The sequence below is a fragment of the Curtobacterium sp. VKM Ac-1395 genome, assembly GCF_015350975.1.
Taxonomy (GTDB): Bacteria; Actinomycetota; Actinomycetes; order Actinomycetales; family Microbacteriaceae; genus Curtobacterium.
In genome coordinates this window covers 194,005-209,565 of the sequence record NZ_JADKRX010000005.1, presented here as the reverse complement: position 1 = coordinate 209,565, position 15,561 = coordinate 194,005, and the positions used below count along the sequence as shown (strand labels likewise).

6 protein-coding genes are annotated in these 15,561 nt (G+C 73.4%); all 6 read left to right on the top strand.

All coding sequences use genetic code 11. The features are described from left to right. Positions 1 to 52 precede the first annotated feature (52 nt). The gene (locus tag ITJ68_RS14475) at positions 53 to 7,612 is read left to right on the top strand and encodes a choice-of-anchor G family protein (RefSeq protein ID WP_194662170.1); all 7,560 of its coding nucleotides are present in this window, start codon (positions 53 to 55) and stop codon (positions 7,610 to 7,612) included. Between the two features lie 161 nt (positions 7,613 to 7,773). Next, positions 7,774 to 10,806 carry a DNA polymerase III subunit gamma and tau gene (locus ITJ68_RS19135; protein WP_323743328.1) on the top strand — a complete coding sequence of 1,011 codons (3,033 nt, stop codon included), beginning with the start codon at positions 7,774 to 7,776 and terminating at the stop codon, positions 10,804 to 10,806. Further along, positions 10,806 to 11,405, top strand: coding sequence for a recombination mediator RecR (gene recR / locus ITJ68_RS14465; protein WP_194629917.1), 600 nt, complete (start codon positions 10,806 to 10,808; stop codon positions 11,403 to 11,405). The genes ITJ68_RS19135 and recR overlap by 1 nt, the downstream gene beginning before the upstream one ends. Positions 11,406 to 11,533: 128 nt before the next feature. Continuing rightward, complete coding sequence (locus ITJ68_RS14460) at positions 11,534 to 12,799, top strand: aspartate kinase (protein ID WP_071270270.1); 1,266 nt, start codon at positions 11,534 to 11,536, stop codon at positions 12,797 to 12,799. A gap of 22 nt (positions 12,800 to 12,821) precedes the next feature. Continuing rightward, complete coding sequence (locus tag ITJ68_RS14455) at positions 12,822 to 13,877, top strand: aspartate-semialdehyde dehydrogenase (RefSeq protein WP_194662168.1); 1,056 nt, start codon at positions 12,822 to 12,824, stop codon at positions 13,875 to 13,877. 122 nt (positions 13,878 to 13,999) lie between these two features. Continuing rightward, positions 14,000 to 15,487 (top strand): malate:quinone oxidoreductase, encoded by a 1,488-nt coding sequence (locus tag ITJ68_RS14450; protein ID WP_194662165.1) that lies wholly within the window; start codon positions 14,000 to 14,002, stop codon positions 15,485 to 15,487. The last annotated feature ends 74 nt before the right edge of the window (positions 15,488 to 15,561 follow it).

Sequence of the window (15,561 nt, the reverse complement as noted above, 5' to 3'; positions counted from 1 at the left end):
CGGGAATCCGAGGATCAGGTGGCGGGCGTGCCCGTCAGGATGAGGAACACACATGCGCAAGCACGTGTCGCTTCGTGGTACCCGAACGCACGGGACCGGCGACAGGACAGGACGGCCCTCCGCCGACGACCGACGACTGCTGCTCCGCAGCGGCGTCGTGGCCACGGTCACCGCGCTCATCGCCGCGACCGTGGCGATCCAGCCAGCGGCGGCGGCCCAGACGGACCGCACCGAGGGCGAAGGCGTCCTGCTCGGGGGATCGGGCATCGTCGACGTCGACACCCTGGCGCAGCTCGCGGGCGCCTACTCGGCACGGGGCGCGACGAGCGGTGGCGGCACCACGAGCCAGCCGCTCGACGTCACGGCCCTGAACGCGCTGAACGTCGACCTCGGGAACGACATCGACCTGCTCGGGCCGAACGGGATCCTCCGGCTCGGGGCCGCTGGGCAGTACGCCACGACGTCGGCCACCGGTGCCACGGCGTCCTCGGGGGTCATCACCGGCAACGGGGCGATCGGCGTCGGCTCCGGCACGAACGGGTCGAGCGCGACCGTCAACCTGAACCCGCTGCTCTCCCGCGTCGGGGCGGACGCATCGGTGCTCGCCGACGGCCGGCTCACCGTCGGGGCACTGGCCTCGACGATCTCCGCCGCGCGTGGCTCGACGGTCACCACCACGAGCGACTACCGGATCGCGGACGCGCAGCTCAGCCTGCAGAGCCCGGCGGTCGCCGGGCTGACCACGTCGCTCCGCAGCGACCTCCGCACGTTCTCCTCCGGCGTGAACTCGACCCTCGGGGCGAACGGCGCGCTCTCCGGCCTCACCGGGCAGCTGACGACCGGGCTCACCGGGGCGCTGTCGTCCCTCGGGGTCATCTCCCTCAACGGGACGACCGTGCGGGCGACGGTCGACCTGAACCTCGACGACACGCTGACGCAGGTCCTCGCGCAGCCGCTCACCTCCGGGGCGGTCACCCTCACCCCGTCGACGGGCGCGGTCACGGTCGACCTCGACCAGCTCACCGCGCTGAACGGCCAGCCCGCGAACACGCCGGTGCTGACGCAGCAGGCGGTGACGTCGATCAACACGGCGATCGCGGACATCCTCGGCCGCCAGCTGCCGACGGCGCTGCAGACCGCCGTGGTCAACACGATCAACTCCACGGCGATCTCGATCCGCGTCACGGCGAACGCGACGCTGCTCGGACTGCCGGTCGCACCCCTCGTCGTCAACGTGACCTCCACGCTCGGGCAGGTCCTCGGCACGACCACCGGCACCCCGGTGGTGACCGCCTCCGGCCTCGGGCTCCTCGGCTCCGCGCTGGTCCCCGTCGTCACGCCGGTCGTGACCACCACGCTCATCCCGGGCGTCCGCGCCGTCGCCGGGCCGCTCCTCACCGGGGACGCCCTCACCGCACTCGGGACCACGCTGACCGCGACGACCACCGCGGTGTCGCGCCTGCTCTCGCCCGTCGTGCTGCTGCTGCGCCAGGTGATCGACCTGACCGTGAACGCGCAGGACACCACGACCGGGTTCCGTGACCGCCGGGGGACCGACGCCGGCACCCGCAGCGTCCACGCCCTCCGCCTGTCGATCCTGCCCGGCGCAGACGTGGCGACCGTCGACCTGGCCACCTCCACCGTGCGGGCGGCAGCGATCGCACCGGTGACGATCACCGCCCCGACGGCCGACCAGTCCTTCAGCGTGCCGACGGCGACCGCCACCCGGTCGATCACGGTCAGCGGCACCGGCGACCCGGGCGCCGCGGTCGCGGTCGACCTCGGCGACGGCCGCACCGCCACGGCCACGGTCGCCGCGGACGGCACCTGGACGACCGCAGTCGGGATGGTCCCGACGGGCACCCACACGGCCACGGCCACCCAGACCGTCGGTGGCACCGCGGCCGGCACCGCGACCCAGACCTTCGAGGTCGTCGCCCAGCGGGCACTGACCATCACCACGCCGACCGCCGGGCAGACCTTCACCGTCGCCGGTGCCTCGGCCCCGGTCACCCTGACGGGCTCGGCGACGCCGAACGCCACGATCGCCGTCGACCTCGGTGACGGCCGCACCGCCACCGGCACCGCCGACGGCACGGGCGCGTGGTCCGTCACCGTTCCCGGCGTCCCCGCCGGCACCCACACGGCGAGCGTCACGCAGACCGTGGGGGACATGACGTCCGCCCCGGTCACGCGGACGTTCCGCGTGGTCCAGGCAGCGGCGCTGACCGTCACCACCCCGACCGCCGGGCAGGAGTTCCCGGCCGCCGACGCCGCAGCCACGCGCGACGTCCGCGTCTCGGGCGCCGGTCAGCCCAGTGCGACGATCGCCGTCGACGCAGGTGACGGTCGCACGGCCACCACCACCGTGGACGCCGACGGCTCCTGGTCGACCACGCTCCAGCGGGTGCCCGTCGGCGACCACACCGCACGGGTCACCCAGACGGTCGGCACCTCCACGAGCGCCGCGGTCACCCGCGCGTTCACGGTGACCGCTGCTCCGGCGCTGACGATCACGGCACCGGCGGACGACAGCACGATCGTGGTCGCCGACGCGTCGTCGACCACGCCGGTCACGGTCCGCGGCACTGCAGTGCCCGAGGCCCGCGTCGACGTCACGATCGGCGGCGCGTTCGTCGCCACGGTCACCGCCGACGAGGACGGCGCCTGGACCACCACCTTCCGCGGCGTCCCCGTCGGTCCCCGGACCGTCACGGCCACGCAGACGGTCGGCGACTCCACGTCCCGCCCGGTCACCTCGACCTTCGCGGTCACGGCAGGCGACCCGCTGGCCATCACCGACCCGGCCGACGGCGACGTCGTCACCGTGCTCGGCCAGCGCACCGACCTGCCGGTCACCGGCACGGCGGAGGCGGGTGCCGACGTCACGGTCGACCTCGGCGGCGACCTGACGGCGACGACCACGGCGGACGACGACGGCGACTGGACGGTCACCGTCCGCGACGTCCCCGTCGGCCGGCACACCATCGCGGCGACGCAGACGGTCAACGGCACGACCTCGCCGGTCCTCGAGCAGGTCGTGACGGTCCGCACCGCCGCGCCGCTCGCCGTGACCGCCCCGACCCAGGGAGCGACGACCACGGTCGCACAGGACTCCTCGCGCATCGACGTCCCGGTCACCGGCACCGCCGAGCCCGGGGCGGCGATCAGCGTCGTCCTCGACGACCGTGACCCCGTCACCACCACGGCCACCGACGGTGGCACCTGGCGCGTGACGCTGCCGGCGGTCCGCACGGGCGATCACACCGCCTCGGTCACGCAGACCGTGGACGGCGCCACGAGCACCGCGATCGACCGCGACTTCTCCGTCGAGACCGGCGCCGCGCTCGAGATCGACACCCCGACGGCACAGCAGGCCGTCCCCGCGGGCGGCGACCGCACGGCCGCCGTGATCGCGAGCGGTTCGGCCGAGTCCGGCGCCACCGTCACGGTGCGCTTCGACGACGGCGACCCGATCGTGGTCACCGCCGGCCCCGACGGCCGCTGGACGGCCCCGACGACCGGTGGCACCGCGCTCCCGATCGGTGCACACACCGTCACCGCGACGCAGACGGTGAACGCGACGGACGGTCCCGTCGTCAGCCGCGACTTCACCGTCGTGCCCGGCCGGGCGATCACGATCGACACCCCGCCGACCGGCCTCCGGTTCGTGGTGGTCGACGAGGACGCCACCACGGCCGTCCGGATCACCGGCACCGCGGAGCCCGGTGCGGACGTCGTGGTCGCCGTGGGCGGCAGCCGTCTCACGACGACGGCCGACCCCGACACGGGCGACTGGGCGGTGACCGCGCGGGACCTCGCGCCCACCGGTACGTACACCGTGAACGCCACCCAGACGGTCAACGGCGTCGACATCAGCGCGCTGCCGATCACGTTCCAGGTCGTCACGGCGGCCCCGGTCCGGATCACCACGCCCGGTGCCGACGACACCACCACCGTCGCGGGCGAGGACGTCACCACCGACGTCACCGTCTCCGGCACCGCCCAGCCCGGCGCGTCCGTCACGGCGACCACCCCGGGAGCCCCGCGCCAGACCGTGACCGTCGGCGACGACGGCACGTGGGCGGTCACGTTCCCGGACCTCGCCGTCGGTGACCACCGGGTGTCGGTCACGCAGGCCCTCGGCGGCGCCACCTCGGCCGCCGTCGCCCGCACCGTCACGATCACGGCCGCCGACCCGGTGACGGTCACGAGCCCGGCAGCCGACGACGTCCTGTACGTCATCGGCGACGACGGCACGCGCGACGTCACCGTCTCGGGCACCGCCGCGGCCGGCGCCCCCGTCACGGTGCGGCTCGGCGACGACGAGCTGCGCACCACCGCGGACGCCGACGGCGACTGGACGGTCACCTTCACCGGCGTGCCGGTGGGCGACCAGCCCGTCACCGCGACCCAGACGGTGGCCGGCACCACGGCCTCCAGTCCGGACCGCACGGTCTCGGTGCAGGCAGCCGACGACGTCACCATCACGACGCCGGAGGACGGCACCCGCCTCGTCGTCGCGGACGCGAACGGCACGGCTGACGTGCGGACGGGAGGCTCGGCGCAGCCGGGCGCATCCGTCACGGTCCGCCTCTCCGACGGGTCCACGCACACCGTCACCGCGGACGACGACGGTGCCTGGACGTGGACGTTCCAGGACCGGCCCGTCGGGGACCTGCGGGTCACCGCGACCGAGCGGTTCGCCGGCCAGACCTCGGCAGCGGGACCCGTCGCGGTCTCCGTGGTCGCCGGTGCGCGGCTGACCGTCACCGACCCGGCTGGTGCGACCCGCGTCACGGTCGCCGACGACGACGCCACCACCGACGTCGACTTCGCGGGGGCCGGCCAGCCCGGCGCCACCGTGACCGTCGACCTCGGTGCCGGGGGCTCCGCGACCGCCACCGTGCGGGGCGACGGCTCGTGGGACAGGACCGTGCAGGACGTGCCGACCGGCTCGTACACCGCCTCGGTGACCCAGTCGGTGAACGGCACGACGAGCGCGGCGGTCGAACGCCCCGTGGACGTCGTGGCCGCGGCCGACCTGACGATCCGCCAGCCCGACGCCGACGAGCCGGTCACGGTCGCCGACGGCGACCAGACCACGACGGTCGTCGTCGCCGGTGACGCCCAGCCGGGCGCCACCGTGACCGTGACGGTGGACGACCGCGACCCGGTGCAGGTCACCGCGGGCACGGACGGCACCTGGACGGTCGAGGTCCCGCGTCTCGGCGTCGGCGACCACGACGTCAGCGTCACGCAGACGGTCGGCGGGTCCACCTCGACGGCACCCGTCGCCTCGACCTTCGAGGTCGTCGCCGGTGCACCCGTCCGGGTCACCGCACCGACCGCCGACGCGGAGTTCCGTGTCGGTGACGCCGGCGCCACCACCACGATCCGCGTCAGCGGGACCGCGGAGCCCGGCGCGAACGTCGTCGTGGACCTCGGTGGCGGCCGGAGCGAGTCCACGACCGTCGACCGCGACGGCCGCTGGACCGTCGACGTCACGGACGTCGGAGCCGGGGACCCGGTGGTGTCGGTGACGCAGCGCATCGGCGACACACGGTCCGCTCCGGTCACGGTGCCGGTCCACGTCGTCGTCGCCGACCCGCTCACGATCGCGGTCCCCGCGGACCAGTCGACGATCCGCGTCGCTCAGGACGACTCCACCACGACGGTCACCGCGAGCGGTGCTGCCGCTGTCGGAGCCACGGTCCGGGTCCGTCTGGACGACGGCACCGAGCGGAGCGCCACCGCGACGGACGCCGGCACGTGGTCGGTCGACTTCGCCCGGGTCGGGACGGGGCGCCACACCGTGCGCGCCACCCAGACCGTCGACAGGTCGACGTCGAGCCCGGTCACCTCGCGGTTCACCGTCGCCGGTGCCACCACCCTGGCGATCAACGCCCCCGCGGCCGGTTCGACGATCACCGTCCCCGCCGGCACCACCGGGACGGACGTGGTCGTCAACGGCACCGGGCAGCCCGGCGCCACGGTCATGGTCGTCGCCGACGGGGGCGACCCCGTCGCAGTGCCCGTCGGGACCGACGGCCGCTGGACGACCACCCTCGAGGGCCTCGACGCCGGAGCGCACCAGCTGTCGGTGACGCAGGTCGTCAACGGCACGACCTCCGACCCGGTCGGCCGCGGCTTCACCGTCGTGGTCGCCGACGCGGAGAGCATCGTCGTGACCTCGCCGGCAGCGGGCACCGTGTACCGCGTGCTCGGCGGCCCGACCGACGTGGTCGTGACGGGCACGGCAGCGGCACGCGCCGCGGTGTCCGTGACGGTCGACGGCGGCACGGCGGTCACGACCACGGCCGACACCGACGGCGCCTGGCGCGTCACGGTGCCGGGCATCGGGACCGGAGCCCACACGATCGCCGCGACGCAGACCGTCGACGGTCGGGACAGCGCTGCCCCCGAGGTCGGGTTCTCCGTGGTCGCCGCGACGCCGGTGACCGTGTCGAACCCCACCGACGGCCAGGTGTTCCCGGTCACGGGTGACACCGCGACGGTCCCGGTGAGCGGCACGGCCGAGCCCGAGGCGAGCGTCACGGTCGAGCTCGACGGACGGACGGTCACCACCGTCGCCGGCGCCGACGGCTCGTGGACGGTCACCCTGGACGACGTGTCGCCCGGCACCCACACGGTCTCCGTGACGGAGACGGTCGGAGGTCGCACGTCCGACCCCGTGACCGTCGACGTCCGGGTCGTGATGGCCCAGCCCGGCGACGTGGTGATCACCTCGCCCACCAGCGGGCAGCTCATCGCGGCCACCGGGCCGGAGGACACCGGGTCGTTCCGGGTCACCGGCCACGCGACGCCCGGCGTCATGGTCACCGTCACGCTGTCCGACGGTCAGGTGCGCACCACCACCGCGGACGACGACGGCGACTGGAGCGTGTCCTTCGACCGGGTCCCCGAGGGGGACTGGACCATCCGGGCGACGCAGACCGTCAACGGGGTCGACGCGCAGGCGCCGACGGTGACGATCGTGGTCCAGGCGGTGGACCCGATCGCGGTCACCTCGCCGATGCCGGGACAGCACCAGACCGCCGGTGATGAGGGCTGGGTCGACTGGACCGTCACCGGGACCGCCGAGCCCGGCGCGACCGTCACGGTCTGGGCGGGCGACGGGACCCCGGTCACGACGACCGCCGACGCGGACGGCTCCTGGTCGGTCGTGCTCCGGCTGCCCGTGGGGACGCACCGGCTGAACGCGACGCAGACGATCCGTGGCGTCACGTCTGCCCCGCAGGTGCGGACCGTCATGGTCGACGCCGCGGTCGGGGGCCAGCCGACCGAGCCGGGTCAGCCGGGAACGCCCGGCCAGCCGGGCACGCCGGGTCAGCCGGGAACGCCCGGTCAGCCGGGTACGCCCGGGTTCCCCGGCACGGGTGGCACCGGAGGCACCGGTCTGCCGGGCTCCGGGGTGGGTGGCGGCACCGCTGGCGGCACCACCGGCCAGGGCACGCGAGGCGGTGACCTCGCCTTCACCGGCGCGGACGTCGCCCCGCTCGCCGCGGCCGCCGGCGGCCTGGTGGTCCTCGGGTTCCTGCTGCTCGGGCTGTCGCGCCTGGCACGCGGTGTCCGCCGCCGCCGGAGCTGACCGCTCGTCCTCCAGCGCGCCTCCCGTCCGTCGTCATGACGGCCGGGAGGCGCGCTGCCGTTCCCGGGTCCCGTCACCCTCCGCCGGTGGCGGCTCCAGGGCCCTGGGCAGCCTGTGGAGAGCGGCCTCCGGGTGTCGGCCGTCCCGGCTACCCTTGTCGCGTGGTCACCGCCCTGTATCGCCGTTACCGGCCTGAGAACTTCGCCGAGCTCATCGGGCAGTCGCAGGTCACCGACCCGCTCCGCACGGCGCTCCGCACCAACCGCGTCAACCACGCGTACCTGTTCAGCGGACCGCGCGGCTGCGGCAAGACGACGTCGGCGCGCATCCTGGCGCGCTGCCTGAACTGCGCCGAAGGCCCCACCGACACCCCTTGCGGTGTCTGCCCGAGCTGCGTCGAGCTGGCGCGCGGCGGCAGCGGCTCGCTCGACGTCATCGAGATCGACGCCGCCAGCCACAACGGGGTCGACGACGCCCGCGACCTCCGCGACCGCGCCGTGTTCGCCCCCGCGCGCGACCGCTACAAGATCTTCATCCTCGACGAGGCCCACATGGTCACGCCGCAGGGCTTCAACGCGCTCCTCAAGCTGGTCGAGGAACCGCCGGAGCACGTCAAGTTCATCTTCGCCACCACCGAACCCGAGAAGGTCATCGGGACGATCCGGTCGCGCACCCACCACTACCCGTTCCGGCTCGTCCCGCCCGCGGCGATGCTCGAGTACGTCGAGCAGCTCTGCACGCAGGAGTCCGTGACCGTGGCACCCGGGGTGCTGCCCCTCGTCGTCCGGGCCGGCGGTGGGTCCGTCCGCGACACCCTCTCCCTGCTCGACCAGCTCATCGCCGGCAGCGAGGACGGAGCGCTCCGCTACGAGCGTGCCGTGGCCCTGCTCGGGTACACCGACAGCGCGCTCCTCGACGACGTCGTCGACGCGCTCGCCGTCGCCGACCCGGGCTCGGCGTTCGCCGCCGTCGACCGGGTCGTCCAGACCGGGCAGGACCCCCGCCGCTTCGTCGAGGACCTGCTCGAGCGCCTCCGTGACCTCATCGTCGTCGCCGCGACGAACGAGAGCGCCGGGGCGGTCCTGCGCGGGGTCTCACCCGAGGAGCTCGACACCATGTCCCGGCAGGCCGGCGTGTTCGGCGCGACCGGGCTGTCCCGTGGCGCGGACATCGCGAACCGGGCACTCACCGACATGACCGGGGCGACGTCCCCGCGGCTGCACCTCGAGCTGATGGTCGCGCGGTTGCTCGTGCCGGAAGCCGACGACTCCCAGCGCGGGGCGCTCGCGCGGGTCGAGCGGCTCGAACGCCGGGTCGGGGTCGGCGACGCGGGTGGCCACAGCGGTGGTCCCGCGGTGCTCGAGTCCGCTCCGCCCGCTGCCGCGCCGGTCCGTGGTGCGGGGTCGTCGGTGCCGGCCTCGTCCGTGCCGGCCTCGTCGGTGCCGGCCTCGTCCGCGATGCAGCCGGTCCGGCAGTCCGAGCCCGTGTCGACGACGACCAGCAGCGCGCCCGACACGATCGGGGTGCCGTCCGGGTCCTCGTCCGCCGCCGGTCCCTCGTCAGGTGCGCCGTCGTCTGCTGTGTCGTCCGCTGCGTCGTCGACTGGTGACGCTGCGGACGCGGCTCCCGCAGCTGCATCGGCAGCGCAGGACGCGGCCGCCTCGTGGGCCGCTGTTGCTCCGGGCAGCGCGGACTCGTCGGGGTCGTCTGAGTCGTCTGGGTCGTCTGGGTCATCTGGGTCATCTGGGTCGTCGGCGCCGTCGGGCTCGTCGTCGACACCGGGCACCGACGCGTCTCCGACCGCCGAGTCCACCGGCCGCACGGGCTCCGCCGGTTCCGCGCCGAGCGAGCACGCCTCGTCGTCGTCAACCGGTCAGGGCACCGTCATCGGCTCCGAGCCGGCGGTGCGTCCGATCGCGCCGGTCGGGCTCCAGCAGATGCGGGACGCCTGGACGCAGGTCCTCGACCACGTGCAGCACGCCAAGCGCTCCGCCTGGACCGTCGTCGTCACGGCACAGGTGACCGCACTGCGCGACGACGTCCTGACGCTGACGTTCCCGAGCCAGCAGGACGTCGCCTCGTTCAAGGAGATGGCCGACCCCGCCACCAGTGTCAGCGAACTCGTCCGCGCGGCGATCCTCGACGTGCTCGGGTTCCGGGTGAAGTTCGTCGCACGCGGACCCGGCGGCGCCGGCGGCCCCGGACAGCAGCGTCCGGCCGAGCCCCCGCGTGACCAGCCCGTCGCGGCAGCGCAGCGTTCCGCGCCGGCCCAGGCGGCACCGGCACCGACACCCGCAGCAGCGTCCGCTCCTGCGCCGGCACCGACGACCTCGGCTCAGCGGGCCCCGGTCGAGCAGGCTCCGGTCGAACAGACACCGGAGCGACCGGCATCCGCCCAGCAGGCGCCGTCCGCACCGGCGACCACCGCACCGGCGACCCCGCCTCAGCAGGAGGCACCGCGCAGCGCGCCCGAGCAGCCTGCGCAGCAGCAGGCCGTCCGCGAGCAGCAGGCCGAGCCCCGGCCCTCCGCGCCGCCGCAGGTCGAGTCCACCCCGGCCGTCGAGCAGGCGCCGGTGTCGAACGACCCCGTGACCGAGTGGGCGGTCGCGACGATCCCGTCCACCGACCCGAGCACCGGCGCCGTGCCCGAGGGCGTGGAGCCTGCCTGGGGAGCGCCCTTCGGGTCGACCGGGCCGTCGGACACCGTCGCCCCGACGACCACCACCGCTCCGGACGCCGCGGCACCGACCCGCGCCAGCTCCGCGGACGCGGTGCCCGCGGCTGGCTCGACCGCGTCCACCTCGTCCACGTCCGGCTCGTCCGCGTCCGGCACCCGCGGCGGACAGCGGGCCTCGGCGGGTTCCCCTGGCGCAGCGCCCGGGGCGGACGTCCCCGTCGACGACTACCCGATTGACGACGGCCCCTACGACGACGGCGCCCCGTTCCCCGACCCCGGCTTCGGCGGGCGCACAGCGGGACCGGCACCCACGCAGCAGGCACCCACGCGATCGGCACCCGCGCAGCCGGCATCGGCTCCCGCGCAGCAGGCCCCGACGCAGCAGGCGCCGGCACGGCAGGCTCCGGCCCAGCAGCCGCGTCGAGCACCCGTCCCCGGACGCTACGGCGAGGCCGTGGTGCGTGAGATCCTCGGCGCGCAGTTCATCGAGGAGACCACCCTGAGCGAAGGCAACTGATGTACGACGGCATCGTCCAGGACCTCATCGACGAGTTCGGTCGTCTCCCCGGCATCGGCCCGAAGTCGGCGCAGCGGATCGCCTTCCACATCCTGCAGAACGAGTCGTTCGACCCCGCCCGGCTCGCCGAGCTGCTCGCCGACGTCAAGGAACGGGTCCGGTTCTGTGAGGTCTGCGGCAACGTGACCGAGTCGGTGCGCTGCAGCATCTGCCGCGACCCCCGCCGCCAGCCCCAGACCATCTGCGTGGTCGAGGAAGCGAAGGACGTCGCCGCGATCGAGCGCACCCGCGAGTTCCGCGGGCTCTACCACGTGCTCGGCGGGGCGATCAGCCCGATCGACGGCGTCGGCCCGGACGACCTCCGGATCCAGCAGCTCATGACGCGACTGGCCGACGGCACCGTGGACGAGGTCATCATCGCGACCGACCCCAACCTCGAGGGAGAGGCCACCGCGACCTACCTCAGCCGACTCCTCGTGCCGATGGGCATCAGGACGACCCGCCTGGCGTCCGGCCTGCCCGTCGGCGGCGACCTGGAGTACGCGGACGAGGTCACCCTCGGCCGTGCGTTCGAGGGCCGGCGCGTCGTCGGCGGCTGATCCGCCAGTGTCCGCCACGCACGATCGTTGCGCAGACACCCGCTCGCACGCAACATCCCCGAAACACCGTCTACGATTGTCGTCAGCCGCGCCCGTCGCGGACCACCTCGTCCCAGGAGTAGCCGCCCGTGGCCTTGATCGTGCAGAAGTTCGGTGGATCCTCCGTCGCGGACGCGGAGAGCATCAAGCGCGTGGCGAAGCGGATCGTCGAGACGAAGAAGGCCGGCAACGACGTCGTCGTGGCGGTCTCGGCGATGGGCGACACCACCGACGAGCTCGTCGACCTCGCGCACCAGGTCACGCCGATCCCGGCCGGCCGCGAGCTCGACATGCTCCTGACCGCGGGGGAGCGCATCTCGATGGCGCTGCTCGCGATGGCGATCAAGAGCCAGGGCGTCGAGGCCTCGTCCTACACCGGCAGCCAGGCGGGCATGCTCACCGACGCCCAGCACGGCAAGGCCCGCATCGTCGACGTCACCCCGAAGCGCGTGCGCGAGGCCCTCGACGCCGGCCACGTGGCGATCGTCGCCGGGTTCCAGGGCTTCAACCGCACGACGGGCGAGATCACCACGCTCGGCCGTGGCGGATCGGACACGACCGCCGTCGCCCTCGCGGCCGCCCTCGACGCCGACATCTGCGAGATCTACACCGACGTCGACGGCATCTTCTCCGCCGACCCCCGCATCGTGCCCAAGGCGCGCAAGATCGACCGCATCACGAGCGAGGAGATGCTCGAGCTCGCGGCGTCCGGCGCCAAGGTCCTCTACATCCGAGCCGTCGAGTACGCCAGGCGGCACGGCGTCACCCTCCACGTCCGTTCGTCGTTCTCCAACGCCGAGGGCACCATCGTCTACAACCCTGCGAAGGGGGAAACCGTGGAAGAACCGATCATCACCGGCATCGCCGGAGACCTCTCCGAGGGCAAGATCACCGTCGTCGGCGTGCCCGACCAACCCGGCAAGGCAGCGGAGATCTTCACGATCGTGGCCCGTGCCGGCGCGAACATCGACATGATCGTGCAGAACGTGTCGGCGGCCTCGACCGGTCGCACCGACATCTCCTTCACGCTGCCGAAGGACCAGGGCCAGAACGTCCTGACCGCGCTCGGCGTCGCGAAGGCGGACATCGGCTTCGAGAGCATCCAGTACGACGACCAGATCGGCAAGCTCGCCCTGGTCGGTGCTGGCATGCGCACGAACGCCGGCGTGTCCGCGGAACTCTTCCGCGCGCTGCACCAGGCGTCGATCAACATCGAGATGATCTCCACGTCGGAGATCCGCATCTCGGTCGTCACCCGCGCCGACACCCTGAACGAGGCCATGCGCGTCGTGCACGAGGCCTTCGGCCTCGACGCCGACAGCGAGGCCGTCGTCTACGCCGGCACCGGCCGCTGACCCGCACCACCAGGAGCCACCCATGACCCGAGAACTCACCGTCGCCGTCGTCGGCGCCACCGGCCAGGTCGGCGCCGTGATGCGTCGCCTGCTCGAGGAGCGCGACTTCCCGGCCACCACCGTCCGCTTCTTCGCGAGTGCCCGGTCCGCCGGCACGACCCTGTCCTTCCGCGGGCAGGACATCGTGGTCGAGGACAGCGAGACCGCCGACCCGTCGGGCATCGACATCGCACTGTTCTCGGCCGGCGCCACCGCGTCCCGTGCGCTCGCGCCGCGGTTCGCCGCCGCCGGCGCCCTGGTGATCGACAACTCGAGCGCCTGGCGCATGGACCCCGACGTGCCGCTCGTCGTCAGCGAGGTCAACCCGCACGCCATCGACGCCGCGGGCAAGGGCATCGTCGCGAACCCGAACTGCACGACGATGGCGATCATGCCTGTGCTCAAGGTCCTCGACACCGAGGCCGGGCTGCAGCGCCTGGTCGCCACCACCTACCAGGCGGTCTCCGGCAGCGGGCTCGCCGGCGTCGAGGAGCTGCTCGGCCAGGCCCGTGCCGCACTCGACCAGGACACCGCGGCGCTCACCCAGGACGGCAGCGCCGTGCGCTTCCCCGAACCGGTCAAGTACGTCCGTCCGATCGCCTTCGACGTCATCCCGCTCGCCGGCAGCATCGTCGACGACGGCCTCGGCGAGACCGACGAGGAGAAGAAGCTCCGCAACGAGAGCCGGAAGATCCTCGAGCTCCCCGACCTGCTCGTCGCCGGCACCTGCGTCCGCGTCCCGGTCTTCACCGGCCACTCGATCTCCGTGCACGCCGAGTTCGCCCGGTCGCTGTCGCCGGAGCGCGCCACCGAGCTCCTCGCCGCGGCGCCGGGCGTCGAGCTGTCCGACGTGCCGACCCCGCTGCAGGCCGCCGGGCAGGACCCGACGTTCGTCGGGCGCATCCGCGCCGACCAGTCCGCTCCGGAGGGCCACGGCCTGGTCCTGTTCGTCAGCAACGACAACCTGCGGAAGGGCGCGGCGCTGAACGCCGTGCAGATCGCCGAGGTCGTGGTCGCGCGACGCGCGGTCGCCGCCTGACGGACGCACCCCCCTGACGGACGGGCGGCCCGGGGCCAGCTGGCACCGGGCCTCCCGTCCGTCATCGCGGAACCGTCTCGGTCACCCGCCGCGCTGTCAGCACCCGACGCTAGGATCGTCTGGTGGCAGTGAAGCAGGTGGACCCGATCGACGTCGTCCTCATCGGGGGCGGCATCATGAGCGCCACGTTGGGCGCCCTCATCCACCGGCTGGAGCCGTCGTGGAAGATCCGGGTGTACGAGCGCCTCGGCAGCGTCGCGCAGGAGAGCTCGAACCCGTGGAACAACGCGGGCACGGGGCACTCCGCACTCTGTGAGCTGAACTACACGCCGGAGCTGCCCGACGGCCGCGTGGAGATCACGAAGGCCGTCAACGTCAACGAGCAGTTCCAGGTCTCGCGGCAGTTCTGGTCGTTCCTCGTCGAGACCGGCACGCTGCCGGACCCGTCCAACTTCATCAACCCGACGCCGCACATCTCCTTCGTCTGGGGTGCGGACAACGTCGCCTACATGCGCGCTCGGTACGAGGCCATGAAGGACCACCCCCTGTTCGCCGGGCTCGAGTTCAGCGACGACGCCGAGCAGATCCGCAAGTGGGCCCCGGCGCTCATCCCCGGCCGCAAGAAGGACCAGCCGATCGCTGCGACCTACTCGGCCGCCGGGTCGGACGTCGACTTCGGGTCGCTCACTCGGCAGCTCTTCGACCAGCTCGAGGTCGACGGCGTCGAGTTCGAGCCGAGCCACCGCGTGCGGAACATCAGCCGCGGCAAGGAGTTCGACGGCTGGGCGCTCGACGTCGTGAACGAGGTCGGCCGGTCCCCGCAGAAGATCGCGGCGAAGTTCGTCTTCGTCGGCGCCGGCGGTGGGGCACTGCAGCTGCTGCAGAAGTCCGGCATCCCGGAGATCCGCGGCTACGGCGGGTTCCCGGTGTCGGGGGAGTTCCTCCGCACCGACGACCCCGAGGTCGTCCAGAAGCACGCGGCGAAGGTCTACGGCAAGGCCAGCGTCGGCGCCCCGCCGATGTCCGTGCCGCACCTCGACACCCGCATCGTCGACGGCAAGGCCTCGCTGATGTTCGGCCCGTACGCCGGCTTCAGCCCCAAGTTCCTCAAGCAGGGATCGGTGCTCGACCTGTTCCGGTCGATCCGTCCGCACAACCTGCGCCCGATGCTCAGCGTCGCGTTCTCGAACTTCGACCTGCTGCGCTACCTGATCGGACAGCTGCTCGCGTCGAAGTCGACGAAGTTCGACGCCCTGCGCGACTTCATGCCGAGCGCCGAACCGGAGCACTGGCACAAGATCATCGCCGGGCAGCGCGTGCAGGTCATCAAGCCGGACAAGGACAAGGGCGGCGTCCTGCAGTTCGGGACCGAGGTCATCACGGCAGCGGACGGCTCCATCGCCGGGCTGCTCGGTGCGTCGCCCGGGGCATCGACCGCGGTGCCGATCATGCTCGGACTGCTGCGGAAGTGCTTCCCCGACCGCTGGGACCGCTGGGAAGACGCGGTCCGCGTGATGGTCCCGACGTACGGCAAGGACCTCGGCGCGGACGCGGCACTCGCCGACGAGACCCTCGGCCGCACGGCCGCGGTGCTCGGCCTGCACCACTGACGGGTCCCGGCGTGCCCTGACCCGCTCCGGGTTGCGCTGACCCGCCTCGGGTTGCGCCGCGTTCGAACGTGTGT